The sequence below is a fragment of the Streptomyces sp. CB02009 genome (genome assembly GCF_001905825.1).
Classification (GTDB): Bacteria; Actinomycetota; Actinomycetes; order Streptomycetales; family Streptomycetaceae; genus Streptomyces.
Map to the genome: position 1 here is coordinate 494,745 of NZ_LIVV01000005.1, position 25,323 is coordinate 520,067.

Annotated in this window: 23 protein-coding genes; 8 read left to right on the forward strand and 15 right to left on the reverse strand. The window is 72.7% G+C overall.

Features of this window, described 5'->3' with window-relative positions:
- The first annotated feature begins 94 nt into the window (after positions 1-94).
- From AMK27_RS21860 to AMK27_RS21870, 3 genes are read left to right on the forward strand one after another with little or no spacing between them, the layout of a single operon-like run.
- Positions 95-592, forward strand: coding sequence for a methylated-DNA--[protein]-cysteine S-methyltransferase (locus tag AMK27_RS21860; protein WP_073910871.1), 498 nt, complete (start codon positions 95-97; stop codon positions 590-592).
- Positions 589-1,212, forward strand: coding sequence for an alpha-ketoglutarate-dependent dioxygenase AlkB family protein (locus tag AMK27_RS21865; protein ID WP_073910874.1), 624 nt, complete (start codon positions 589-591; stop codon positions 1,210-1,212). Before AMK27_RS21860 ends, AMK27_RS21865 begins: the two co-directional genes overlap by 4 nt.
- A 10-nt stretch (positions 1,213-1,222) precedes the next feature.
- On the forward strand, positions 1,223-2,461 hold the full coding sequence (locus tag AMK27_RS21870; protein ID WP_073910878.1) for an APC family permease: 1,239 nt from the start codon (positions 1,223-1,225) through the stop codon (positions 2,459-2,461).
- Here the strand turns inward: AMK27_RS21870 and AMK27_RS21875 are convergent.
- The 14 genes from AMK27_RS21875 to AMK27_RS21940 all read right to left on the reverse strand — a co-directional run bounded on the left by AMK27_RS21875 (position 2,427) and on the right by AMK27_RS21940 (position 15,729).
- A complete protein-coding gene (locus tag AMK27_RS21875; protein WP_073910882.1) occupies positions 2,427-3,440 on the reverse strand; it encodes a hypothetical protein in 1,014 nt (337 codons plus the stop codon). The two genes, AMK27_RS21870 and AMK27_RS21875, sit on opposite strands and share 35 nt — an antisense overlap.
- Positions 3,441-3,839, reverse strand: a complete 399-nt coding sequence (locus AMK27_RS21880) for a YccF domain-containing protein (RefSeq protein WP_073910887.1) — start codon at positions 3,837-3,839, stop codon at positions 3,441-3,443.
- Positions 3,836-4,699: a zinc metalloprotease HtpX gene (gene htpX / locus AMK27_RS21885; protein ID WP_073910891.1), complete on the reverse strand. Its 864-nt coding sequence runs from the start codon at positions 4,697-4,699 to the stop codon at positions 3,836-3,838. Before htpX ends, AMK27_RS21880 begins: the two co-directional genes overlap by 4 nt.
- 159 nt (positions 4,700-4,858) lie before the next feature.
- Positions 4,859-5,308 carry a large conductance mechanosensitive channel protein MscL gene (gene mscL, locus AMK27_RS21890; protein WP_073910895.1) on the reverse strand — a complete coding sequence of 150 codons (450 nt, stop codon included), beginning with the start codon at positions 5,306-5,308 and terminating at the stop codon, positions 4,859-4,861.
- Between the two features lie 37 nt (positions 5,309-5,345).
- On the reverse strand, positions 5,346-6,884 hold the full coding sequence (locus AMK27_RS21895) for an NADH-quinone oxidoreductase subunit N (RefSeq protein ID WP_073910899.1): 1,539 nt from the start codon (positions 6,882-6,884) through the stop codon (positions 5,346-5,348).
- The gene (locus AMK27_RS21900) at positions 6,881-8,434 is read right to left on the reverse strand and encodes a complex I subunit 4 family protein (RefSeq protein ID WP_073911880.1); all 1,554 of its coding nucleotides are present in this window, start codon (positions 8,432-8,434) and stop codon (positions 6,881-6,883) included. The genes AMK27_RS21895 and AMK27_RS21900 overlap by 4 nt, the downstream gene beginning before the upstream one ends.
- Before the next feature lie 27 nt (positions 8,435-8,461).
- Positions 8,462-10,456 carry an NADH-quinone oxidoreductase subunit 5 family protein gene (locus tag AMK27_RS21905; RefSeq protein WP_073910903.1) on the reverse strand — a complete coding sequence of 665 codons (1,995 nt, stop codon included), beginning with the start codon at positions 10,454-10,456 and terminating at the stop codon, positions 8,462-8,464.
- Complete coding sequence (gene nuoK, locus AMK27_RS21910; protein WP_073910907.1) at positions 10,453-10,857, reverse strand: NADH-quinone oxidoreductase subunit NuoK; 405 nt, start codon at positions 10,855-10,857, stop codon at positions 10,453-10,455. The genes AMK27_RS21905 and nuoK overlap by 4 nt, the downstream gene beginning before the upstream one ends.
- A complete protein-coding gene (locus tag AMK27_RS21915) occupies positions 10,857-11,468 on the reverse strand; it encodes an NADH-quinone oxidoreductase subunit J family protein (RefSeq protein ID WP_445194865.1) in 612 nt (203 codons plus the stop codon). Before AMK27_RS21915 ends, nuoK begins: the two co-directional genes overlap by 1 nt.
- Positions 11,465-12,130, reverse strand: coding sequence for a NuoI/complex I 23 kDa subunit family protein (locus AMK27_RS21920; RefSeq protein WP_073910911.1), 666 nt, complete (start codon positions 12,128-12,130; stop codon positions 11,465-11,467). Before AMK27_RS21920 ends, AMK27_RS21915 begins: the two co-directional genes overlap by 4 nt.
- A complete protein-coding gene (locus tag AMK27_RS21925) occupies positions 12,130-13,098 on the reverse strand; it encodes a complex I subunit 1/NuoH family protein (RefSeq protein ID WP_073910915.1) in 969 nt (322 codons plus the stop codon). Before AMK27_RS21925 ends, AMK27_RS21920 begins: the two co-directional genes overlap by 1 nt.
- Positions 13,095-14,750: an NADH-quinone oxidoreductase subunit C gene (locus AMK27_RS21930; protein WP_073910919.1), complete on the reverse strand. Its 1,656-nt coding sequence runs from the start codon at positions 14,748-14,750 to the stop codon at positions 13,095-13,097. The genes AMK27_RS21925 and AMK27_RS21930 overlap by 4 nt, the downstream gene beginning before the upstream one ends.
- Positions 14,747-15,328, reverse strand: coding sequence for an NADH-quinone oxidoreductase subunit B (locus tag AMK27_RS21935; protein ID WP_073910923.1), 582 nt, complete (start codon positions 15,326-15,328; stop codon positions 14,747-14,749). Before AMK27_RS21935 ends, AMK27_RS21930 begins: the two co-directional genes overlap by 4 nt.
- A complete protein-coding gene (locus tag AMK27_RS21940) occupies positions 15,319-15,729 on the reverse strand; it encodes an NADH-quinone oxidoreductase subunit A (protein WP_073910927.1) in 411 nt (136 codons plus the stop codon). Before AMK27_RS21940 ends, AMK27_RS21935 begins: the two co-directional genes overlap by 10 nt.
- Positions 15,730-16,018: 289 nt before the next feature.
- On the opposite strand from AMK27_RS21940, the gene AMK27_RS21945 reads away from it, so the two are divergent.
- The 5 genes from AMK27_RS21945 (at position 16,019) to AMK27_RS21965 (ending at position 23,065) form a co-directional block, all read left to right on the forward strand.
- Entirely contained in the window at positions 16,019-17,212 is a 1,194-nt protein-coding gene (locus tag AMK27_RS21945; RefSeq protein WP_073910930.1) for a sensor histidine kinase, read from the forward strand.
- A 282-nt stretch (positions 17,213-17,494) separates the two neighbouring features.
- A complete protein-coding gene (locus AMK27_RS21950) occupies positions 17,495-18,778 on the forward strand; it encodes a sensor histidine kinase (protein ID WP_073910934.1) in 1,284 nt (427 codons plus the stop codon).
- A 296-nt stretch (positions 18,779-19,074) separates the two neighbouring features.
- The gene (locus AMK27_RS21955) at positions 19,075-19,734 is read left to right on the forward strand and encodes a response regulator transcription factor (protein ID WP_073910937.1); all 660 of its coding nucleotides are present in this window, start codon (positions 19,075-19,077) and stop codon (positions 19,732-19,734) included.
- Positions 19,735-20,082: 348 nt separating this feature from the next.
- Positions 20,083-22,020: a 2-oxoacid:acceptor oxidoreductase subunit alpha gene (locus AMK27_RS21960; RefSeq protein ID WP_073910941.1), complete on the forward strand. Its 1,938-nt coding sequence runs from the start codon at positions 20,083-20,085 to the stop codon at positions 22,018-22,020.
- On the forward strand, positions 22,013-23,065 hold the full coding sequence (locus tag AMK27_RS21965) for a 2-oxoacid:ferredoxin oxidoreductase subunit beta (RefSeq protein ID WP_073910945.1): 1,053 nt from the start codon (positions 22,013-22,015) through the stop codon (positions 23,063-23,065). Before AMK27_RS21960 ends, AMK27_RS21965 begins: the two co-directional genes overlap by 8 nt.
- A 53-nt stretch (positions 23,066-23,118) precedes the next feature.
- On the opposite strand, the gene AMK27_RS21970 is transcribed toward AMK27_RS21965, so the two are convergent.
- A complete protein-coding gene (locus AMK27_RS21970; protein ID WP_073910948.1) occupies positions 23,119-25,320 on the reverse strand; it encodes a bifunctional serine/threonine-protein kinase/ABC transporter substrate-binding protein in 2,202 nt (733 codons plus the stop codon).
- Positions 25,321-25,323 lie beyond the last annotated feature (3 nt).

Consider the following 25,323-nt stretch of genomic DNA (forward strand, 5'->3'; position numbering starts at 1 on the left):
GGTCGCGAGGCTCGTGTCCGAATACCGCCAGCCCGAGGCGCGGCGGCCCCCGCACACTGGACGTGGAAGACCCGTGCGGGGAGAGGAACCAGCCATGACCGTGTACGCGTACGTCGACGGCCCCCTGGGCGAGATGCTGCTGGTCGGACAGCTCGCCGGAGGGGGCCGTGCCGTGCTGCGCTCCTTGTCCCTGCCGGGGCAGAAGGGCGCCGTCGAGGTCGAGGCCGGCTGGACCCTGGCGCCCGAGGCGTTCGCCGAGGCGGCGGCGCAGCTCGGCGAGTACTTCGCCGGGCGGCGCGACCGGTTCGACCTGCCGGTCGACGGGGACGCGGGCACCGCGTTCCAGCGGCGCGTCTGGCGGGCCCTGGAGGAGATCCCGTACGGCACGACCGTCTCGTACGGGGAGATCGCCCGGCGGGTCGGTTCCCCGGGCGCGGGTGTACGGGCCGTGGGGACCGCGATCGGGCGCAATCCGCTGCTCGTGGTGCGGCCCTGCCACCGGGTGATCGGAGCCGACGGCGGCCTGCGCGGTTACGCCGCGGGCCTGGACCGCAAGGAGCGGCTCCTCGGCCTGGAGGGAGCCCCGGTGTGACCGAGGGGCTGTTCCCCCGCGAGCGGGCCGTGATCGCGCCCGGCGCGGTGCACGTGCCGGCGTGGCTCCCGCCCGCGCGGCAGCGGGAGTTGGTGGACGTCTGCCGGGAGTGGGGCCGGGGTCCCGTGCCGTACCGGCAGACCGTGCTGCCCGGCGGCGGGGTCATGTCGGTGCGGTCGCTCTGCCTGGGCCGCCCGTGGGTGCCGTACCGCTATCTCGACTCCGTCGGGGTCCCGTTGCCCGGCTGGCTCGTGGACCTGGGCCGGGAGGCGCTCGTCGAGGCGTACGGGGACGACGGCGGGTTCGCTCCCGACACCGCCCTCGTGAACTTCTACGCGCCGGGGGCACGGATGGGCATGCACCAGGACCGCGAGGAGCGTTCGGACGCGCCGGTGGTGTCGCTGAGCCTCGGGGACCGGTGCGTGTTCCGCTTCGGCAACGAGGAGAGCCGGGGGCGTCCGTACCGGGACGTCGAACTGGCCTCAGGCGACCTGTTCGTGTTCGGCGGGCCCTCGCGCCGGGCCCATCACGGCGTGCCGAAGGTCTGGCCCGGCACGGCCGATCCCGCACTCGGGCTTGCCGGACGACTCAACATCACCCTCAGGGAGACGGGGCTCTAGGCTGCGGCGCATGAGTGGTGAGCTGCGCCGGTCCCTCGGTGTCCTCGACGCGGTCGTGATCGGGCTCGGCGCCATGGTCGGGGCCGGGATCTTCGTCGTGCTCGGGCCCGCCGCAGGGGCCGTCGGGTCCGGGGGCGGGCTGCTCCTGGCGCTCGGGATCGCCGCCGTCGTCGCGTACTGCAACGCCATGGCCTCGGCCCGGCTCGCGGCGCGGTACCCCCGTTCGGGCGGCACCTATGTGTACGGTCGCGAATGCCTCGGATCGTTCTGGGGGTACCTCGCCGGCTGGGCGTTCGTGGTCGGCAAGACGGCCTCCTGCGCGGCGATGGCGCTGACCGTCGGCGCGTACGTGTGGCCGGAGCACGCGCACGCCGTGGCCGTGGCCGCCGTCGTGCTCCTGACAGCGGTCAACTACGGGGGAGTTCAGAAGTCGGCACTGGTCTCGCGGGTGGCCGTGGGGCTCGTCCTCGCGGTCCTCGCCGCGGTCGTCGGGGTCGGCCTCGGGGCGGGCGGGACGACCCCGCTCTCCCTCGGCGCGGAGCTCACCGCAGGCGGGGTGCTGCAGGCCGCGGGTTTGCTCTTCTTCGCATTCGCGGGGTACGCGCGCATCGCCACGCTCGGCGAGGAGGTCCGCGACCCGGCCCGGACGATCCCCCGGGCCGTGCCCCTCGCCCTGGGCATCGCGCTCGCCGTCTACGCGCTCGTCGCGGTCGGCGTGCTCACCGTCCTCGGCCCCGGGGCTCTCGCCGACTCCCCCGCGCCGCTGTCGGACGCCGCCCGGGCGGCGGGCGCCGCGTGGCTGGTGCCGGTGGTCACGGTGGGCGCGGCCGTCGCGGCCCTCGGCTCGCTGCTCTCGCTGATCCTCGGGGTGTCCCGTACGACCCTCGCGATGGCCAGGGACGCCTATCTGCCGACCGCGCTCGCCGCCGTCCACCCCCGCTTCCACGTACCGCACCGGGCCGAGCTCGCGGTGGGCGCGGTGGTCGCCGTCGTCGCGGCGACGGCGGACGTGCGGGGCGCGATCGGCTTCTCGTCCTTCGGCGTGCTCGTCTACTACGGCATCGCGAACGCCTCCGCCTGGACCCTGGGACCCGCGCGCCGGCCGCTCGCCGCGCTCGGGCTCGCCGGGTGCGCGGCGCTCGCCTTCGCGCTGCCGCTCGGCGCCGTCCTCGCGGGGTCCGGGGTGGTCGCCGTCGGCGTGGTGGCCTGGGCGATCAGTCGAGGACGAGCCGTACCCCCGCCTTCGTGAGGGCGTCGGCCAGCTCCTGGAACGTCGCGGGACGCCGTCCGCGCCACGGCTGGACACCGAGGCAGGCGCGGGCCACGTCGGCCCGGTGCCAGACGAGCGTGACGCCCGCCCACTCCTCCCCGAACACCCCGGCCTCGACACCGGGCCCCCGGCCGGGGCCGGACACGGCCTCCCCGAGGGCGCACAGGAAGGACGCCTCGTCGACCACGTCCGTCCCGTCGAGGTCGTACGTGGCCCCCGGGACGAGCTCCGGGGCGCCGCGTGTCCGCCGGGCGGCCTGCCTCAGCCACTCGCCGCGCGCCGCGCCGGTGAACCGCCGCCAGGTGCCGGGCTCGGCGGGCCGGCCGCCGAAGAACAGGTCCCATACCTCGCGGGTCTGCGGCGGCACGAGCCGCGCCCGCGGGAAGGCCACGGTCAGGTCGACCAGGCCGCGGTGGTCGGCGGAGGTGTCCCAGCCGGTGATCCGGCCCGCCTCGCCGCCGTGGTGCAGATCCCCCACCCAGGCCAGGACCCGGTAGTCGACCGTCCCGAAGTCCGCCGCCCCGGCGGCCAGCGCGTCCCGCAGCGCGCCGCGCGGGGAGCAGCCGAGGAAGGTGACCTCGGTGCGGGTGACCTCCGGCGGCGGCTCGGGCGAGATCCGTATCAGGTTGGCGCAGCGGGCCGGGTGCGGGCCGTGGGCCCGTCGGCGCGGGGGGCCCGTCGTCTCGACGGTCACGGCGTCCCCGCGTGCGCCGAGGACGCGGACCCCTTCGAGGCGCCACAGGCCGTCGGGAACCTCGACGTCCAGCGTGCCGAGCGGCGCCGTGCCCTCCACGAGCGCCTCGGTGACGGCCCTGGCCAGCTCCCCGCGCGGCTCGCAGCCGCGGAGCTCGTAGCGCACCGGCGGCACCGGCACGGGCTCCCCGTACAGGCCGTCGACGTCCTTGCAGAGGGCTACGGCGTACGAGCCGGAGAGGAGCGCGTACCGGGGGTTCTGCACTCAGCGCCCCGCGTAGCCGTAGGCCTGGTCGGTGGGGACGATCTCCTTGCCGAGCGGCAGCAGGGACACCGGGATCATCTTGAAGTTCGCGATGCCCAGCGGGATGCCGATGATCGTGATGCAGAGGGCGATGCCGGTGGTGATGTGGCCGAGGGCGAGCCACCAGCCGGCCAGGATCAGCCACAGGACGTTGCCCACGCAGGAGGGCGCGCCCGCGTCGCGGCGGTCCACGACGGTGTGCCCGAAGGGCCACAGCGCGTAGATCCCGATCCGGAACGCGGCGAGTCCGAAGGGGATGCCGATGATCGTGATGCAGAGCAGGACGCCCGCGAGCATGTAGCCCAGGAACATCCAGAATCCGCAGAGGATCAGCCAGATGATGTTGAGGATGGTTTTCACGGGCGTCGGCCTGCCATCTGTTCGAGCCGGGCGATCCGCTCGGCCATCGGCGGGTGGGTGGAGAACATCTTGGACACGCCCTTTCCGGGCCCGAACGGGTTCGCGATCATCATGTGGCTCGCGGTCTCGATCCGGGGCTCGGCGGGCAGCGGCAGCTGCTTGGTGCCGGCGTCCAGCTTCCGCAGCGCGCTGGCCAGGGCGAGCGGGTCGCCGGTGAGCTGGGCTCCGGAGGCGTCGGCCTCGTACTCGCGGGAGCGGGAGATGGCGAGCTGGATGATCGAGGCGGCGATCGGGCCGAGGATGAGGATCAGGAGGTAGCCGAGGATGCCGGGGCCGTCGTCGTCGCTGGAGCGGCCGACCGGGATCAGCCAGGCGAAGTTGACCAGGAACATGATCACGGAGGCGAGCGCTCCGGCGACCGAGGAGATGAGGATGTCCCGGTTGTAGACATGGCTCAGCTCGTGGCCGATGACCCCGCGCAGCTCGCGCTCGTCGAGGATCGCGAGGATGCCCTCGGTGCAGCAGACCGCCGCGTTCCGCGGGTTGCGGCCGGTCGCGAACGCGTTGGGCGCCTGGGTCGGGGAGATGTAGAGCCGCGGCATGGGTTGACGCGCCTGCGTGGAGAGCTCCCGCACCATCCGGTAGAGCGCGGGAGCCTCGAACTCGCTGACCGGACGGGCCCGCATGGCCCGCAGCGCCAGCTTGTCGCTGTTCCAGTACGCGTACGCGTTGGTGCCGAGCGCCACGAGGAGCGCGACGATCAGTCCCGTACGGCCGAAGAAGCTGCCGATGACGATGATGAGGGCGGAGAGCCCTCCGAGAAGTACGGCGGTCCTCAGCCCGTTGTGCCGGCGGTGCACGGTACGCCCTCCAAGTGGTGCGGCAGGGGAACCCTTTGCTTCGTGGTCATATCCACTCGTCCAGTGGACCCTTCCGTACTGGTCAACGCCAGGCGGGAGGTTCGGGTTCCCCCGGCCGCACCGGGGGCGCCGGGGGCGGGGTGTGGGCCGTTCGGGTGATCAGCGGGCGGCGGGGATCTTCTCCTCGAAGAGGAGGGTGGGCTCGACCTCGCTGGTGCAGTGGGCGCAGCGGGAGGCGATGGCCGGGATCTCCGTGTAGCAGCGGGGGCAGTCGCGCTTCTCGGACTTCGGGTCGGCCGCCTCCTCCTTCTTGAAGCGCTCCTGGACCTTCGCGAGCGGGGCGACGATCAGGAAGTACAGGACCGCGGCGGTGATGACGAACGCTATGGCGGCGGAGATCGCGAGGCCGTAGGGGAAGACGGTCCTGCCGACGTGGAACTGGGCCTCGTTGAAGTTGCCGACGGTGCCGGTCGCGAGACCGATGAGCGGGGTGATGAAGGCCTTGCTGAAGCCCGTGACGACGGCCGTGAACGCCGTTCCGACGGCCAGACCGATGGCCATCGAGATGACGTTCCCGCGAAGTATGAAGTCCTTGAATCCGTTCAGCACGGTGTTTCCCGCTCCTGGTCTCTCGTCGTGTGGGGGGTCAGAACAGGCTGTTCGCCGCGAAGCGGAGCGCGATCTGCGGGTAGCCCGACAGGACGACTCCGGCGGCGGCGGTCAGCACGATCGCCAGGGTGATCGGTGCGGGGGCCGTGTGGGGGACGGCGGTTCCCGCAGGCTGCGGCCGTACCGCGCCCTCCGGACCGCGGAACAGCAGTGCGGTCCAGCGGAGGTAGTAGTACAGCCCGATCACGACGTTGACGCCCATGATCACGGCCAGCCAGCCGAGGCCCGCGTCGACGGCCGCCGAGAAGACGGTCACCTTGGCGAAGAGGCCGATGATACCCGGGGGCAAACCGGCCAGATTCAGGAGGAAGAAGGCGAGCGCGAGGGCGGCGGCGGGGCTCGTCGCGTACAGGCCCCGGTAGTCCGCGATCCGGTTCTCGGGGTGCCGGCGGGCGACGAGCGCGACGACCGCGAAGGCGCCGAGGTTCACCACGGCGTACATCAGGGCGTACGCGACGGTGGCGCCGATCTGGTCGTCGCTGGAGTACGCGGCGGCCGCGATCGGCACGAGCAGGTAGCCGGCCTGGGCGACGGAGGACCAGGCGAGCAGCCGGACCGCGCTCCACGCGCGCGTGGACAGCTGCCGGAGGGCGGCGACGTTACCGACGGTCATGGTCAGCGCGGCGAGGGCGGCGAGCGCCGGGCCCCACACGTCGGCGTACGAGGGGAAGGCGACGACCGTCACCAGGATGAGCCCGGTGAAGCCGACGGCCTTGCCGACCACCGACAGGTAGGCGGCGACGGGCAGCGGGGCGCCGACATAGGTGTCCGGCACCCAGAAGTGGAAGGGGACGGCGGCCGTCTTGAAGGCGAAGCCGACCAGGGTGAGGGCCACGCCCGCCTCGGCGAGCGTCTGGAGCTGGCCGGGGACGTCGTCGAGGGACTGGGCGAGCTCCGTGAGGTGCAGGGTGCCGGTCGCCGCGTACACGAAGCTGACGCCGAGCAGGGTGACGGCGGTCGCGGTGACCGACGACAGGAAGAACTTGAGCGCGGCCTCGCCGGACATGCGGTCGCCGCGCTTGAGGCCGACGAGCGCGAAGGCGGGCAGCGAGGCCACCTCCAGGGCGACGACCAGGGTCGCGAGGTCCCGGGAGGCGGGCAGCAGGGCGGCTCCGGCGGCCGAGGCGAGCAGCAGGAACCAGTACTCGCCCGCGGGGAGCCTCTCGCGGGTCTCGGTGACGGAGAGCAGCGCCGTCAGGAGCGCGCCGCCGAGCACGAGCAGCTGGATGACCAGGGTGAAGGTGTCGGCCGTGTAGCTGCACGCGGCGGCCTGGGGGTCGGCGGTGAGGCAGAAGGTGGAGCGGTCGCCGGCCCGCAGCGGGACGAGGAGGGCCAGCGCGGCGGCCAGGCCGGCGATGGAGGTCCAGCCGAGGACCCGCTTGCGCTCCTCGGGGACGAACAGGTCGGCGACGAGCACGACGAGGGCGACCACGGCGGTGAGGGTGGGGGGCGCGATCGTGAGCCAGTCGACGGACTGGACGAGCGATTCGCCGGCGAACGCCGTCACTGGGGTCATCGGATGCCTCCGGCGAGGAGCTTCTGGACGGCCGGGTCGGTGAGGCCGAGGAGGACCGCGGGCCAGAGTCCGGCGAGGACGGTGAGGGCGACGAGCGGGGTCCAGGCGGCGACCTCGTACCCCTGGACGTCGGCGATCGGCGTCTCGCCCGCCGGGCGGGGCCCGCCCATGCAGACGCGGCGGACGACGAGCAGGAGGTACGCGGCGGTGAGGAGGGTGCCGAAGGCGCCGATCGCCATGAAGGTGAGGAAGGCGGGGCGGCTGAGGCCCGCGGCGGGCTCGAAGGCGCCGAAGAGGGCCAGCATCTCGCCCCAGAAGCCGGCCAGGCCGGGCAGGCCGAGGGAGGCGACGGCGGCGAAGGCGAGGAGGGCGCCGAGGCGCGGGGCGCGGCCGTAGAGGGCGGCGCCGGTGGCTCCGGCGAGGGTGTCGAGGTCGGCGGTGCCGTACCGGTCCTTGACCGCGCCGACCAGGAAGAAGAGCAGGCCGGTGACGAGGCCGTGGGCGACGTTGGCGAACAGGGCGCCGTTGACCCCGGTGGGGGTCATGGTCGCGATGCCGAGGAGCACGAAGCCCATGTGGCCGACGGAGGAGTACGCGATGAGGCGCTTGAGGTCGCCCTTGTTGCCGGGCCGCACGAGGGCGAGGCAGGCGAGCGATCCGTAGATGATCCCGGCGACGGCGAAGGCGGCGAGGTAGGGGGCGAAGATCCGCATGCCGTCGGGGGCGATCGGCAGGACGATCCGGACGAAGCCGTACGTGCCCATCTTGAGCAGGACGCCGGCGAGGAGGACCGAGCCGACTGTCGGGGCGGCGGTGTGGGCGTCCGGGAGCCAGCTGTGCAGCGGCCACATCGGGGTCTTCACCGCGAGCCCGAGGCCGATCGCGAGAACGGCGATGACCTGCACGGACGTGGTCAGTCCACGGCCGTTGTCAGTGGCCAGTGCCACCATGTCGAACGTGCCCGCCTTCACGCCGATGAGGAGCAGGCCGAGCAGCATGACGACGGAGCCGAGCAGCGTGTAGAGGATGAACTTCCAGGCCGCGGCCTGCCTGCCCTCGCCGCCCCAGCGGGCGATGAGGAAGTACATCGGGATGAGGACCATCTCGAAGGCCAGGAAGAACAGGACCAGGTCGAGGACGGCGAAGGTGGCGAGGGTGCCGGACTCCAGGACGAGGAGCAGCGCCACGAAGCCCTTGGGGGAAGGGCCGGCGGGCATCTTGAAGTAGCTGTACAGCGCGCAGAGGAAGCTCAGGAGCGCGGTCAGGACCAGGAGGGGGAGGGAGATGCCGTCGACACCGAGGTGGATCCGCACGTCGAGTGCCTGGATCCAGCTGATGTCCGTCGTGGCCTGCATCCTCGACGGCTGGTCGTGGTCGAAGCCGAGCGCGAGGACGATCGCGGCCAGCAGGATCGCACCGGTGACGGTGACGCCGTGGCGGAGCACGGCCTGGTCGGGCGACTTCCCCTTCAGCCCCGGCGGGGCGGGGAGAAGGGCGGCGACCGCGCCCAGGAGCGGTCCGGCGACGATCAACGCCAGAAGGAACTGCATCACGGATTCGCTGATATCGATCACGGCTCACGCTCCGGCGGCGGCGTTGGCGAGGGCGACGGCGACGATCGCCAGGACGACGGAGCCGGCGAGCAGGGCGCTGAGGTAGGTCTGCACGTTGCCGGTCTGGGCACGGCGGACGAGCCAGCCGAGCCCCTTCGCGGAGGTGCCCGCGGCGCGGACGTAGGTGTCGACGACCTCGCGGTCCAGGAAGCGGACCAGGGAGGCGGCGGCGAGGACGGGGCGGACGAACGCCTTCCGGTACACCGCGTCCAGGTGGAAGCCGTCGGCGGCGGGTCCGTGCAGCGGGCCGAGGAGCGCGCGGCCGGGGTCGGCCGGGTCCCCGGCGGGGTGCGGCAGGCGCAGTGCCTCCGCCTCGACGAGACCGGGGTCGGCGTCCGGGTGGGCCACGTGCGGGACGGGCGCCTGGGCGGCGGCCGCGGTCGCCGGGGTCCTGGCGGCGTGGGTGCGCCAGATCGCGTACGTGATCACGGCGCCGGCCGCGGCGAGGCCGGTGCCGAGGACGGCCGTGGTGACGGTCGGGGTGAGCGCGTTCCCGTCGAACCAGTCGTCGAGGTACGTGACGGTCAGGCCGAAGCCCAGGGAGGGGATCGCGAGCACCCACAGGACCGCCGTCATGGCGATCGGCTGACGCCCGTGTTCGGGGGCCTCGGCGCCCCGGCCGCGGAAGGTCCGCAGCCAGAGGCGGAGCGCGTACGCGGCGGTGAGGAAGGCGGTCAGCAGCCCGGCGACGAGGACGGTCCAGCCGGCCCCGGCGGGGGCGACGGTCCGCTCGCCGAGCGCGGTGTGCTCGGCGGCCACCAGGACGGCCTCCTTGGAGAAGAAGCCGGCGAAGGGCGGGATCGCGGCGAGCGCGAGCAGGGCGACGGTCATCGTCCAGTACGCGTCGGGGATGCGCTTCGCGAGGCCGCTCATGCGGGACATGGCGGTCAGGGAGTTCGTACCGGCGGCGTGGATGACGGTGCCGGCGGCGAGGAACAGCAGGGCCTTGAAGGCACCGTGCGAGAGGAGGTGGAAGACGGCGGACCCGCGGTCGCCGACGGCCAGCGCCCCGGCCATGTAGCCGAGCTGGCCGATCGTCGAGTAGGCGAGGACCCGCTTGATGTCGTCCTGGGCGAGCGCGGCGAGCGCGGAGCCGACCATCGTGATCGCCGCCATCACGGCGAGCACCGTCATCGCCGCGGCGGAGGCGGCGAACACGGGCAGCAGCCGGGCCGTGAAGTAGATGCCGGCGGCGACCATCGTCGCCGCGTGGATGAGCGCGGAGACGGGGGTGGGACCGGCCATGGCGTCCGGGAGCCAGGTGTGCAGCGGGAACTGGGCCGACTTGCCCGCCACCCCGGCCAGCAGCAGCAGCGCGATCACGGTGGGGTGGTCGAGCTCGCCGCGCGCGACGGCGCCGAGGACGCCGGTGATCCGGAACGTGCCCGCGTCGGTGGCCAGCGCGAAGAGACCGATGAGGAAGGGGACGTCACCGAGCTTGGTGACGAGGAAGGCCTTCAGGGAGGCGGCCCGCGCCTCGGGGGTCTCCCAGTAGTGGCCGACGAGGAAGTACGAGCAGATGCCCATGATCTCCCAGCCGACCAGGAGCACCATCAGGTCGCCCGAGTAGACGACGAGCAGCATCGCGGAGGTGAAGAGGGAGACGAGAGCGGCGTACGAGGGGTAGCGCGGGTCGTCGCGGAGGTAGCCCGTCGAGTAGATCTGCACACAGGTCGCGACGACGCCGACGAGGACGGCGACGAGGGCCGCGAAGCCGTCGATGTACAGGGCCAGGTCGATGGGGACCGAGCCGGTGGGGGTGAGCTGCGTCGCGGCGTCGATCGCCTTCCCGCCGCCCTGCCGTACGGCGACGACCACGGCCAGGACCGCGGCGGCGACGGTGGGCAGCACCGCCAGCGGGCGGACGTAGCCGGGGGCGGAGCGGCCGAGCAGGAGTCCGGCGACGGAGCCGAGGAAGGGGAGGAGGGGGACGAGGACCGCGAGGGTCGTGGTGGTCACGCGGTGGCCTCGGCCTTCTCGCCGGTGGGCGTGTCGTCGGTGGTCGGACCGTCCTCGGCCGCGGTGTCCTCGGCCGCGGTGTCCCAGGGCTGCGGCGGCTCCGCCGTGTCACGGAGCCGGTCGATGTCCGCGGTGCCCCTGTTGCGGTGGACCATCAGGACGATCGCGAGGCCGATGCCGATCTCCGCGGCGGCGATGGCGATGGTGAAGAGGGTCAGGGCCTGACCGGCGTGCAGGGTGTCACGGAGCCAGACGTCGAAGGCGACCAGGTTGAGGTTCACCGCGTTGAGCATCAGCTCGACGGACATCAGGACGAGGATCGCGTTGCGGCGGGCGAGGACGCCGTACACGCCGATGGCGAAGAGGAGGGCGGCGAGGACGGCCGGGTAGGCGAGGTGCATCAGCGCTGCTCCTCCTTCTTCCTGCGGGAGAGCACGATGGCACCGACCAGGGCGGCGAGGAGAAGCACGGACAGCGCCTCGAACGGCAGCACCCAGTGCCGGAAGAGGATCTCGCCGGTCGCCGCGGTGGATCCCTGCACGGCTCCGTCGAGGTCGATCCAGGTCGTACGGAACGCGTCGACGACCACCCAGACGAGCGCGCCCGCGGCGGCGAGCGCGACGGCCGCGGCGACCGGTCTGTTGCGGGAGTCGGCGTCCGGTGAGTGGCCGATGGGGGCCTTGGTGAGCATGAGCCCGAAGAGAAGGAGGACGACGACGGAACCGACGTAGATCAGGACCTGGACCCAGGCGATGAACTCGGCCGTCAGGAGCAGGTACTCGACGGCGAGCCCGCCGAGCGCCACGACCAGCCAGAGCGCGGCGTGCACGAGCTGGCGGGTGGTGACGGTGACGAGGGCGGCGCCGAGGGTGACGAGGCCGACCAGGAGGAAGGCGATCTCGACGCCGGTGGGCGAGAGGAAGCCGTGGGTCTGCTGGTTCAGCACGGGCTGCTCGGCGGCCTGCTGAGCGGCCTGCTGGGCGACGTGCTGAGCGGCGGCGGCAAGGATCACGGCTGGTCCCCCTCGGCCTGGTCCTGAGCCTCGGCCTGGGTCTGGGTCTGGGTCTGGGTCTGGGCCTCGGCCTGGGCGGCGGCCTCGGCTTCGGCCTCGGCTTCGGCCTCGGCTTCGGCCTGGGCGGCGGCTGCTGCGGCTTCGGCCGCGGCGGCCTTCTCGGCTGCCTTGCGGGCGGCCGCGATCTCCTTCGGCTCCTCCGCACCCGGGTCGAGGGCGGGCGGCTCGGGAACCGTCCACATCCACTCGCGCAGCTTGTCCCGCTCGTGGGTCAGCTCGTGGATGTCGGTCTCCGCGTACTCGAACTCGGGCGACCAGAACAGCGCGTCGAACGGGCACACCTCGATGCAGATACCGCAGTACATGCAGAGGGAGAAGTCGATGGCGAAGCGGTCGAGGACGTTCCGGCTGCGCTCGCGGCCCCCGGGGGCGGCGGCCGGGACCGTCTCCTTGTGGGAGTCGATGTAGATGCACCAGTCGGGGCACTCACGGGCGCAGAGCATGCAGACCGTGCAGTTCTCCTCGAACAGCCCGATGACCCCGCGGGTGCGGGGCGGCAGCTCGGGCTGCACGTCCGGGTACTGCGCGGTGACGGTCTTCCTCGTCATCGTGCGGAGGGTGACGGCGAGGCCCTTGGCGAGGCCGGAGCCGGGAATGGCCATTACTGGATCGCCACCTTCACGATGCCGGTGAGCGCGATCTGCGCGAGCGCGAGCGGGACGAGGGTCGTCCAGGCGAGCTTCTGGAGCTGGTCCTCACGGAGGCGCGGGTAGCTCACCCGCAGCCAGATCACGACGAACGCGAGGATCGCGGTCTTGAGGAGGGTCCAGACCCAGCCGAGACCGTCCGCGCCGAAGGGCCCGTGCCAGCCGCCGAGGAACAGGACGGTGGTGAGGCCGCACAGGACGACGATGCCGGCGTACTCGGCGAGCAGGAACAGCGCGAAACGGAGACCGGTGTACTCGGTGTACGCACCGAAGATGATCTCCGAGTCGGCGACGGGCATGTCGAACGGAGGCCGCTGCAGCTCGGCGAGGCCCGCCACGAAGAACACGAGGGCGCCGACGATCTGCCAGGGCACCCACCACCACTCGAAGGCGTTGAGGATGCCGGGCAGCGAGACGGTGCCGGCGGCCATCGCGACGGAGGCGGCGGCGAGGAGCATGGGGAGCTCGTACGCGAGGAGCTGGGCGGCGGTACGGAGCCCGCCGAGCAGCGAGAACTTGTTCGCGGACGCCCAGCCGGCCATCAGGCTGCCGAGGACACCGACGCCCATCACGGCCAGCACGAAGAAGATGCCGGCGTCGACGACCTGGCCGACGGCGCCCTCGCTCGGACCGATCGGGATCGCGACGAGGACGAGGAGGTACGGGAGGAGGGCGACCGCCGGAGCGAGCTGGAAGACCCGCCGGTCGGCGTCCTTCGGGACGACGTCCTCCTTCTGCGCGAACTTCACCCCGTCGGCGACGAGCTGCGCCCAGCCGTGGAACCCACCGGCGTACATGGGGCCGAGGCGGCCCTGCATGTGGGCCATGACCTTGTGCTCGGTCTGGCCGACGACGAGCGGCAGGACGAGGAAGACGGCGAAGACGACGAGGAGCCGGAGGGCGACGTCGAGTACGTCGTTCACGCGGGATCGCCTCCGGCGGGGGTGGTGGGGTCGGTGGGGCGGGTGACCCCGGTGGGGCCGCTAGTGCCGGTGGGGCCGCTTGCCTCGGTGGAGCCGTTAGCCCCGGTGGGGCCGTCCTCGGGCGGGGCGCCGGGGGCGGTTCCGGGCGCGGGCTCGGTTCCGGGCGCGGGCTCGGTTCCGGGCACAGGCTCGGTTCCGGGCACAGGCTCGGTTCCAGGCGCAGGCTCGGTTCCAGGCGCCGACTCCTCCGGGGTCTCCCGCTCGGGCGCGGGCTCGGCGTCAGGCGCGGGCTTGGGCGCGGGCTTGGACGCCGACTCCGGCACAGGCGCGGCCTCAGGCGCGACCTCGGCCTCGGGCGCGGCCTCAGCATTGGGTCGAGACGAAGGCTCGGGCGCGGCCTCGGCCTCGGGCCGCGACGAAGGCTCGGGCGCGGCCTCGGGCTCCGGCGCTGCCGGGGTCTCCGGTGCCGCCGCGGGCGGCGGAGGCGTCGGCTCCTTGTCGAAAGCCGGGCGGGCGTGGTGCCAAGGAGCGTCCGAGCTGCGGGTACGCGGGGGCGCGGCCTCCGCGCGCGGCGCGGGGCCGTCCGGGGGCGCCTGGCTCGCGGAGCCGTCGGCGGCCGAACGGGTCCGGCGCGGCGGGCGCCCCGCCGGCGGGGTCTCCGACTCAGGGGTGCCAGGCGTCTCCGGACTCGACGCCGCCTGGCTCGCCGAACCGTCCGCCGCCGAGCGGGTCCTGCGCGGCGGGCGACCCGCCACCGGCGGGGTCTCCGACTCAGGGGCGCCCGGCGTCTCCGGACTCGACGCCGCCTGGCTCGCCGAACCGTCCGCCGCCGAGCGGGTCCTGCGCGGCGGGCGGGCCGCCGCGGTCGGAGTGTCGGTCGGCTCCGGGGCGCCGGGCGTCTCCGGACTCGCCGTCGCCTGGCTCGCCGAGCCCTCCGACACCGAGCGCGCGCGGCGCGGTGGGGTGCCCGCGGCCGGGGCTTCCGGCTGGGTCGCCGAGCCCTCCGTGACCGAGCGGGTCCGGCGGACCGGGCGGTCGCCCGCCGCCGCGCGGGCCGGGCGGGCCGGCGCCGGGGGCAGCTGGCCCTTCAGGGGCCCCCATTCGTTGGGGTCCGGGACGCCCGGGGGAAGCATCTGGCGGCGCTTCGGGCCGCCGTCGTGCGACTCGCCCGGTTCCTTCGCGCCCGGCCACGCCTTCGCGACCCGGGCCGCGAGGACGAAGTCCTTGCGCAGCGGGTGGCCCTCGAAGTTCTCCGGGAGGAGCAGCGGCACCAGGTGCGGGTGGCCGGTGAAGTCCACGCCGAACATCTCGTGGGTCTCGCGCTCGTGCCAGCCCGCGCCCGCGTACACGCCGATCGCCGTGGGCAGGACGGGAGCCGCGTGCGGGACCGTTGTCCGGAGCAGGAGGCGGCGCGGACGCCCCTCCCCCACCGCGGCCACGTGGGCGCAGACCCGGAAGCCCGTGCCCGGCTCGTCGACCGCGCTCAGCCAGTCGAAGTAGGTGCATCCGAGGGTGTCCCGGGCCGTTTCGAGCGCCGCGATCCACGAGCCCGGCGGGACGTCGACGGTCAGCAGGTCGTACGCCTGCTCCGCCGTCGCCTCCTCGCCGAAGACCTCCGTCACGGAGCCGGGGAGGGAGTCGTACGCCGTCATGCCCCGGCTCCCGGTCGCTCCACCAGCGGGCTCGTCAGCTGCGCGACCGACGCGCCGCCGGTGCTCGCGTACCGCTCGGCGAGGCTCTCCCGCGCGATCTTCTCCTGGAGCTTGAGGATGCCCTGGAGGAGCGCCTCGGGGCGCGGCGGGCAGCCCGGCACGTACACGTCGACGGGGATGATCTGGTCGACGCCCTTGGTGACCGAGTACGAGTCCCAGTAGGGGCCGCCGCAGTTGGAGCAGGCGCCGAAGGAGATGACGTACTTCGGCTCGGGCATCTGCTCGTAGAGGCGCTTCACCGCCGGAGCCATCTTGTCCGTCACGGTGCCCGAGACGATCATCAGGTCGGCCTGGCGCGGGCCCGGCGCGAAGGGGATCACGCCGAGCCGGATGAAGTCGTGCCGGGCCATCGACGCGGCGATGAACTCGATCGCGCAGCACGCGAGCCCGAAGTTGAAGACCCAGAGGCTGTAGCGGCGGCCCCAGTTCAGGACCACCTTCATCGGCTCGGGGGCCAGGCGGGCCAGCGGGCCCAGCTTCGGAGCGGGCAGGGGTGTGGGCAGGGGTGTTACGTCCATGCCAGGACGCCCTTCTTGTACGCGTAGAGCAGCCCCACGGCCAGGAAGCCGAGGAAGACGAACATCTCGACCAGGGTCGTGGCGCCGTAGCCGGGCGCGGCGAAGACCGTCGCCCAGGGGAAGAGGAACATCGAGTCGACGGCGAAGATGACGTAGAGGAAGGCGTACACGTAGTAGCGGACCTGGGTGTGCGCCCAGCCCTCCCCCACGGGGTCGACACCGCACTCGTACGTGAGGAGCTTCTCGGGCGTCGGCACGACAGGCCTCAGCAGTCGGCCCGCGCCGAACGCCACGGCGACGAAGAGCACGCCGACGACGGCGAGCAGCCCGACGACGGAGTACGTCTGGAAGTAGTCCGCCGCGCCCGTCGCGTCGGCCGCGACAACGGTCGGTTCCCGCACGTCCGTCCGCCCCTCGGTCTCGGTGTCTCATGAGTCACTTCTGTACGCACGCGAGTCTAGGCCCTGCTAAAGAGACCGTAAGCAGTCGCGTGGGCACGGTCCTCGGCCGGTGCTCGGGCGGTGCTCTCCCGAGCCTCGCTCGGTCCTCGTACGGGACCGGCGGGGGCCGGAGAGCGGGGCCGGGGCGGGGCCGGACAGAGCCTGGTGGGGCCTGGTGGGGATATCCCCCCTGCGGCTCACCCACCTCCCCCATGGCGTCGCGCGGTCCCCGACCGGCAGGCTGGGGAGCATGACCGCCGATCTTGATCCCGCCGCGTCCTCCGGGGCCGCCGTCGCCCCGTCCCCGCGACCACGTCCGCCCAAGCGCACCGCGTACGGGAAGGAGACCTGGAAGGAGCTCGTCTTCCTCCTCTCCAATCTCTTCACCGCACTGGTCGGTTTCGTCTACGCGGTCGTGAGCGTGCTCCTCGGCGTGGGCCTCTCCGTCACCGTCATCGGGCTCCCGCTGCTCGCCCTCGGGCTCGGCGGGGCGCGCCTCATCGGCCGGTCGGAGCGGGCGCGGGCCCGGGCGCTGCTCGGGGTCGCGATCGCCGAGCCGTCCCCGCTGCCGTCGCGCGGCGGCTTCTTCGGCTGGCTGTGGAGCACGCTGAAGGACCCGGTGGCCTGGCGGACGCAGCTGTACGGGCTGATCCGGCTGCCCTGGGGGATCGTGACGTTCACGGTCGCGCTGGTCTCCCTCATCGTTCTCTGGCCCGTACTGCCCTTCCTGTCCCGGGGCATGGCCAGCGCCGACCGGGGCATGGTCCGGGGCCTCCTCTCCCCCTCCGACGAGCTGGAGCGGCGGATCGCCGAGCTGGAGTCGGACCGGGGTGTCGTCGTCGACACCGCGGCGGCGGACCTGCGGCGCATCGAACGGGACCTGCACGACGGGGCGCAGGCGCGGCTCGTGGCGCTCGCGATGGGGCTCGGCCTCGCGAAGGAGAAGCTCCTCGACGATCCCGAGACGGCCGCGGCGATGGTCGACGAGGCGCACGGCGAGGTGAAGCTCGCGCTCCAGGAACTGCGGGACCTCGCCCGGGGCATCCACCCGGCCGTCCTCACCGACCGGGGGCTGAGCGCCGCGCTGTCGTCGGTGTCGGCGCGCTGCACGGTGCCGGTGAAGGTGACGGTGGATCTGTCCGAGCGGCCGGCGGAGGCGATCGAGGGCATCGCGTACTTCACGGTGTCGGAGCTGCTCCAGAACGTCTCGAAGCACGCGCGGGCACGGTCGGCGTCCGTGGACGTGTGGCGGGCCGAGGACCGGCTGCTGCTCCAGGTGCGGGACGACGGGACGGGCGGCGCCCGCTTCGACGGCGGCACGGGCCTCGCGGGCCTCGCGGAACGGCTCGGGGCGGTGGACGGCCTGCTCGTCCTGGACTCCCCGGAGGGCGGCCCGACGACGGTGACGGCGGAACTGCCGTGGCGGTCGCGCCCGAAGGCGTGACGGGGTAAGCGGCGGCCGGGGCGCGCGGTCCGGACCTGCCGGACCTGCCGGACCTGCCGGACGAAGGGGGGAGCGAACGTCGTTCGCTCCCCCCTTCGGCGTCCCGCCCGGGCGGCAGCACAGCGGAGCTGCGGGGCTGCGGGGCCTCTGAGGTCGCGCCTCCGAGGTAGGGAAAACCCCCGCCCCCAGACGCCCACCCGCCTCATGGTCCCGGCAGGCCCGGCACGGAACCCTGGAGTACGTACCGCCCGCCCCCTCCCTGAGCAGAGAAGGACCCCAGCGATGGCATCCCACCTCCCCGCCGCGATCCGCGCGCCGTTCGAGGGCCGCACCTGGCGTGCGCTGCTCTACGTACTGATCGGGCTGCCGCTGAGCGTCGTCTGGTTCGCGCTCTCCGTCGCCTTCGTCTCGGCCGGCGCCGGGCTGCTCATCACCTTCCTCGGCGTACCGATCCTCGCCGGGGCCCTCGCCATGTGCCGGGGCTTCGGCGTCGTCGAGCGGGCCCGGGCGCGCGCCCTGCTCGATGTCGACGTGCGGGCGCCCGAACCGGTGCGGGGCCGGACCGGCGGAGCCTTCTCCTGGATGGGTGCCATGTTGAAGAGCGGGGCGTCCTGGCGGCACCTGCTGTACGCGGTCGTGCACATGCCGTGGGCGGTGTTCTCGTTCTCCGTGACCGTGGCCTTCTGGACCTGGGGCTGGAGCCTCTTCACGTATCCGCTGTGGCAGTGGGTCTTCCCGGCGTACGTCGGGCAGGACGGCATCCAGCTGTACGGCGACGGGACCCACAACCTCTACCTCGACTCCCCCTTCGAGATCGCCGTCACCAGTCTCGCCGGGCTGCTCTTCGTGATGGCCGGCCCCTGGCTCCTGCGCGGTTTCGTCGCCGTCGACCGCTTCCTCGTCTCCGGTCTGCTCGGGCCCTCCCGGCTCGCCTCCCGTGTCACCGAGCTGGAGTCGGACCGCGGTGTCGTCGTCGACACCGCTGCGGCGGACCTGCGGCGCATCGAACGCGATCTGCACGACGGGGCGCAGGCACGGCTCGCCGCGCTCGCCATGGATCTCGGGCTCGCGAAGGAGAAGCTCGCGGAGGATCCGCAGGCCGCGGCGGTGCTGGTCGACGAGGCGCACGGCGAGGTGAAGCTCGCGCTCCAGGAGCTGCGGGACCTCGCCCGGGGCATCCACCCGGCCGTCCTCACCGACCGGGGTCTGGACGCGGCGCTTTCGGCGGTGGCCTCGCGGTGCGCGGTCCCGGTGTCGGTGGACGTCGACCTGCCGGCGCGGCCGGTGGCGGCGATCGAGGGCATCGCGTACTTCACCGTCTCGGAGCTGCTGCGGAACGTCACGGCCCATGCGCGGGCGCGGCGGGCCTGGGTGGACGTGTGGCGCACGGGCGACCGGCTGATGCTGCAGGTGCGGGACGACGGGGTGGGCGGGGCGCACGTCGTGACCGGGCGGAGCCTGTCCTCGCTCACCGAGCGGGTGGGTGCGGTGGACGGGGTGCTCGCGGTGGATTCGCCGGAAGGCGGGCCCACGACGGTGACGGTGGAGCTGCCCTGGCGGGCATGAGCGGGCGGGGCGGGCGGGACAGGTCGGCCCGCCCACCAGGCACGACAGGGCCCGATCCCGCCGGATGCGACCCGGCGGGATCGGGCCCTCACCCCGGGCACGGCAGGCCCCGCGCCCCCGCCGTGACCCGGCGCGACCGGACCCGCACCCGCGCACGGCAGAAAGTCCGTAGCGGGCACTCCTCCCGGGAATGAGCACAACGCGAGTCGATCCTGCGATGCTGGCCGAGTCGTGGGAAGTACTCGGGCAAGGCATGGGGGCTGTGGGGCGTGGCTGTGGATCAAGGGGTCGGGCGTGTGCGGGTGGTCATCGCGGAGGATTCCGTGCTGCTGCGGGAGGGACTGACCCGTCTTCTCACCGATCTCGGGCATGACGTGGTCGCCGGGGTGGGGGACGGTGAGGCGCTCGTCGAGACCGTCGCCGGGCTCGCCACGCAGGGCGCGCTGCCGGACGTCGTCGTCGCCGACGTGCGGATGCCCCCGACGCACACGGACGAGGGGGTCCGCGCGGCCGTGCGGCTGCGCAAGGAGCATCCGGGTCTCGGTGTGCTCGTGCTGTCGCAGTACGTGGAGGAGCAGTACGCCACCGAACTCCTGGCCGGTTCGAGTCGCGGTGTGGGCTATCTGCTGAAGGACCGGGTCGCCGAGGTCCGGGAGTTCGTGGACGCCGTGGTGCGGGTCGCCGGCGGCGGTACCGCGCTGGACCCCGAGGTGGTGCAGCAGCTGCTGGGCCGGAGCCGTCAGCAGGACGTGCTGGCGAACCTCACACCGCGCGAGCGGGAGGTCCTCGGTCTGATGGCGGAGGGGCGGACGAACTCGGCGATCGCGAAGGCGCTGGTGGTGAGCGACGGCGCGGTGGAGAAGCACATCAGCAACATCTTCCTGAAGCTGGGGCTCTCGCCGAGTGACGGCGATCACCGTCGGGTACTGGCGGTGTTGACGTATCTGAAATCCTGATCATCTGACACCCTGTCAGATATCGAGGGGAAGCCGTTTTCCCGGAGTCACCGAGGTCACCACCCGCGTGACCACCAGGAAGGCGGCCCTCCTAGGGCCCCCAGGGACCCTAGGTCCAAAGAATGAGGCGGAATCCGGCTTTCCGGAACACTCCGGGTGGCGACAGAACGTGACAATTCTAGGCAAGAGGGCATCTCAAAAAGAGGTCCATGATGCGAGAAGTCCCGGGAAGGCCCCCCTTACCGTCGTAGGGTGGGCCTCGGGACGGACGGTGATCAGCCGACCGCGTCCCGAGCCTTCTCCCGCCTCCGGCGGAGAGTCCCCTTGCCGCGAGGGAGGTCCAGTTCAGTGACCAGCCAGGTCAGTAGCGAGGCCGGTGAGGCATTGCTCGGGGAGCAGCGCAGTGCCCCGGCGAAGCCGCACCACGGCACCGAGAAGGAAGTGCGCCGGCTCGATCGGGTGATCATCCGCTTCGCGGGTGACTCCGGTGACGGCATGCAGCTGACAGGTGACCGCTTCACCTCGGAGACGGCGTCCTTCGGGAACGACCTCTCCACGCTGCCGAACTTCCCGGCCGAGATCCGAGCACCCGCCGGAACCCTGCCGGGCGTCTCGTCCTTCCAGCTGCACTTCGCCGACCACGACATCCTGACCCCGGGCGACGCCCCGAACGTGCTGGTCGCGATGAACCCCGCCGCCCTCAGGGCCAACATCGGGGACGTGGCGCGCGGGGGCGAGATCATCGTCAACACCGACGAATTCGCCAAGCGGGCCATGGCCAAGGTCGGCTACGTGACCTCGCCGCTCGAGGACGGCTCACTGGACGGCTACCGGGTCCACCCCGTACCGCTGACCACGCTGACCGTCGAGGCGCTCAAGGAGTTCGGCCTGTCCCGGAAGGAGGCCGAGCGCTCCAAGAACATGTTCGCGCTCGGACTGCTCTCCTGGATGTACCACCGGCCGACCGAGGGCACCGAGACCTTCCTGCGGCAGAAGTTCGCGAAGAACCCGCAGATCGCCGAGGCCAACGTCGCCGCCTTCCGGGCCGGCTGGAACTTCGGCGAGACCACCGAGGACTTCGCCGTCTCGTACGAGGTCGCCCCCGCGACCCGGGCCTTCCCGACCGGCACCTACCGGAACATCTCGGGAAACCTGGCCCTCTCGTACGGCCTGGTCGCCGCCTCGCGCCAGGCGGACCTGCCGCTGTACCTGGGCTCGTACCCCATCACCCCGGCCTCGGACATCCTCCACGAGCTCAGCAAGCACAAGAACTTCGGCGTCCGCACCTTCCAGGCCGAGGACGAGATCGCCGGCATCGGGGCCGCCCTCGGGGCCGCCTTCGGCGGCGCGCTCGGCGTGACGACCACCTCCGGCCCCGGCGTGGCGCTCAAGTCGGAGACGATCGGGCTCGCGGTCTCCCTGGAGCTGCCGCTGCTGATCGTCGACATCCAGCGCGGCGGCCCGTCCACCGGCCTCCCCACCAAGACCGAGCAGGCCGACCTGCTCCAGGCGATGTACGGGCGCAACGGCGAGGCGCCGGTCCCGATCGTCGCCCCGAAGACGCCCGCCGACTGCTTCGACGCGGCGATCGAGGCGGCCCGGATCGCCCTCACGTACCGCACGCCGGTCTTCCTGCTCTCCGACGGCTACCTCGCCAACGGCTCCGAGCCCTGGCGCATCCCGGACGTCGACGAACTCCCCGACCTTCGGACGCAGTTCGCCACCGGCCCGAACCAGGAGCTGGCCGACGGCACCGAGGTCTTCTGGCCGTACAAGCGCGACCCGGACACCCTGGCCCGCCCGTGGGCCGTGCCGGGCACCCCCGGCCTCGAACACCGCATCGGCGGCATCGAGAAGCAGGACGGCACCGGGAACATCTCGTACGACCCCGCCAACCACGAGTTCATGGTCCGCACCCGGCAGGCCAAGGTCGACGGCATCGACGTCCCCGACATCGAGGTCGACGACCCGGACGGCGCACGGACCCTGGTCCTCGGCTGGGGCTCCACCTACGGGCCGATCACGGCGGCCGTCCGCCGCATCCGCCGGGAGAACGGCCACATCGCCCAGGCCCACCTGCGGCACCTCAACCCCTTCCCGAGGAACCTCGGCGAGGTCCTCAAGCGGTACGAGAAGGTCGTCGTTCCCGAGATGAACCTCGGCCAGCTCGCCACCCTCGTCCGGGCGAAGTACCTCGTCGACGCCCGCAGCCACACCCAGGTCAACGGCATGCCGTTCAAGGCCGAGCAGCTCGCCGCGGCTCTCAAGGAGGCCATCGATGAGTGAGTCCCTCCTCCACCTGGTCCCCCGGGCCGAGGCGCAGCAGACGATGAAGGACTTCAAGTCCGACCAGGAGGTGCGGTGGTGCCCCGGCTGCGGTGATTACGCGGTCCTGGCCGCCGTCCAGGGCTTCATGCCGGAGCTGGGCCTGGCGAAGGAGAACATCGTCTTCGTCTCCGGCATCGGCTGCTCCTCCCGCTTCCCGTACTACATGAACACCTACGGGATGCACTCGATCCACGGCCGCGCCCCGGCCATCGCCACCGGCCTCGCCACCTCCCGCCGCGACCTGTCGGTCTGGGTCGTCACGGGCGACGGCGACGCGCTGTCCATCGGCGGCAACCACCTCATCCACGCCCTCCGGCGCAACGTCAACCTCAAGATCCTCCTGTTCAACAACCGGATCTACGGGCTGACCAAGGGCCAGTACAGCCCCACCTCCGAGGTCGGCAAGATCACCAAGTCGACGCCGATGGGCTCCCTGGACTCGCCCTTCAACCCGGTGTCGCTCGCCCTCGGCGCGGAGGCCTCCTTCGTGGCCCGCACGGTCGACTCCGACCGCAAGCACCTCACCGAGGTCCTGCGGCAGGCCGCCGACCACAACGGCACGGCGCTCGTCGAGATCTACCAGAACTGCAACATCTTCAACGACGGCGCCTTCGAGGTCCTCAAGGACAAGGACCAGGCCAAGGAAGCGGTCATCCGCCTCGAACACGGGCAGCCGATCCGCTTCGGCGCCGAGAACGAGAAGGGCGTCGTCCGCGACCCGGCCACCGGCGACCTCCAGGTCGTCACCGTGACCCCGGACAACGAGTCGCGGATCCTGATCCACGACGCCCACGCGGCCACCCCGACCACGGCCTTCGCCCTCTCCCGCCTGGCGGACCCGGACACCCTCCACCAGACCCCCATCGGGGTGTTCCGGTCGGTGGATCGCCCGGTGTACGACACGCTGATGGCGGACCAGCTGGAGACGGCCGTGGAGCGGCACGGCAAGGGCGACCTGGGCCGGCTGCTGGCGGGCAACGACACGTGGACGGTCGTGGGCTAGACCGGACGCCACGACCTCGGGGGCACGGCCGCACGGCCGTGCCCCCTGTCACGTCATGTGCCCTGCGTCTGACGCTTCTTCCGGGCGGCGACGTCGTCCTCGGCGACCTTCTCGAAGACCCCGAGGAAGCGGGGCACCCCCCGCTGGATCCGGTGGATGAACACCTGGTCCATGTACCGGTAGGTCTTGGCGGTCTCGTAGCCGTACTGCTTCACCACACCCTGATACGTGCGCTCCCGCAGCCGCCGTGTCAGCGCGCTCCGCTCCATCGGCAGCCCGTCCTTCGCCAGGCTCCGCATCGCCTCCGCGACGGACAGCACCGCGTCGTACGCCTCGACCGCGTACCGGTCGACGGGCACCGCACCGGACAGGCCCCACCTCTTGCGGTACGCGGCGGTGAAGGCCTTCGCCCCGGGCATCAGGGCCGGGTCGACGTACGTGGTGCCGATGCGCCAGTCCTCGACAGCGGAGCCCGCGACCTTGAAGAACTCCGGTTCGAGCACGTACTCGACGCTTCCGCACAAGCCCTTGAATCCCTGCGCCCGCAGCTCCAGCGCGCACAGGGCGGCCCGGCGCGGTGACGTGCCCGCGTACATGACGCCCTCCGCACCCGCGGCCAGCGCGGCCCGGACAGCGGGCCCGAAGTCATCGCTGTCAGCGGCCACCTGGTGGCGGCTGAGCGTGATCGAGGCCTGGCCCATGGCGTCCTGGGCGCTCTTGGCGAGGAACCAGGCAAAGGCGCCGGCCGCCCTGTCCTCGATCACGGCGACCCGGCGGTACTTCCGGGTGATGGAGACCGTCGAGAAACCGAGCGACAGGACGTCACGGACGGGGCGCATCTCGAAGTAGGCCGGATTGCTGCCGAGTTCACTGACGGTCTCGCTGGCCGTTCCTGCCGCCACGCTTGCGAACACCAGCTCGTTCCGCTGGTAGATGCCGAGCGCGGCAAGCACGACCTCCTCGTTCGTCGGCCCGACGACGGCGATGACGGACCGGTCCTTGCCGAAGGCCTCGGCAGCGGTCACCGACCGACGCGGGTCACCGCCGTCGTCGCGGACCTTCACGGCCAGGTCGAACGGCCGGTCGGCGCGGGCGTTGAAGGTCTCCACGGCCAGCCGGACGCCCCGCTCCTGGCCCCGGCCGTCCGTCTTCCGGGCGCCGCTCAGATCGGTCTGGACGCCGATCGTGTGGGTGGCGAGGGTGCGCGGCGGCCCGCCCGGACCACCGGCCGCCGGGCCCCGGTTCGCCAGATAGGCGGTGAGGCCGCCGGCGCCGACGACGGCCGCCGCGGCGCCGCCGATCAGCACGCGCCGGCGCGAAGGCCCCTTCTGCGGCGGGGCGTCGACCAGCATCGTCGGCTCGGGCACCGGCAGGTCCAAGACCCGCGAGGAGCGCTGGGCGATCAGCGCGGGCAGGCCCGGCGGCAGCCAGTCACCCGCCGGCCCGTCCGCCTCCCCCAGCGCGGCCCTCACCTCGAGCGCCGTCGGGCGGTCCGTCGGGTTCTTCGCCAGACAGGCTCTGACAAGGGGGAGGACCGTGTCCGGCACCTCGGTGAGGTCGGGCTCCTCGTGGACCGTCCGGTAGACGACCGCCGCCACGGCGCCCGTGCCGAAGGGTCGCTCCCCCGTCAAGGCGTACGCGAGGACGCAGCCGAGCGAGAAGACGTCGCTCGCCGGTCCGACCTCGCCCGCCCCGGCGACTCTGGCCTGCTCGGGGGCGAGGAAGCCGGGGGTGCCGATCATCGCGCCGGTGGCCGTGAGCGCGGTCGCCCCGGCGGACCTCGCGATGCCGAAGTCGATGAGGCGCGGGCCGTCGAGGGCGAGGAGGACGTTCCCCGGCTTCACGTCCCGGTGCACGAGCCCCGCCTCGTGCATGTCGCCGAGCGCGGACGCCAGCCGGGCGCCCAGGGCCCGTACGGTCGGCTCGGGCAGCGCGCCGTGCAGGGCGACGGCCTCGGCCAGCGAGGGGCCCGGCACGAACTCGGTCGCCAGCCACGGCTCCCGGGCCTCCGGGTCGGCGCCGAGCACCCGTACGACCCAGCGCCCGGTGATCCGCTCGGCGGCCGCGGCCTCGCGGCGGAACCGCTCCCGGAAACCGGGGTCGGCGGCGTGCTCGGCCCGGATGAGCTTGAGCGCGGCGAGCGCCCCGCCGCCGGAGCGGGCGAGGTAGACCACGCCCATGCCTCCGGCGCCGAGACGGCCGAGCAGCCGGTATCCGGCGATGGCCGACGGGTCGGCCTTGCGCAGCGGCTGCACCGG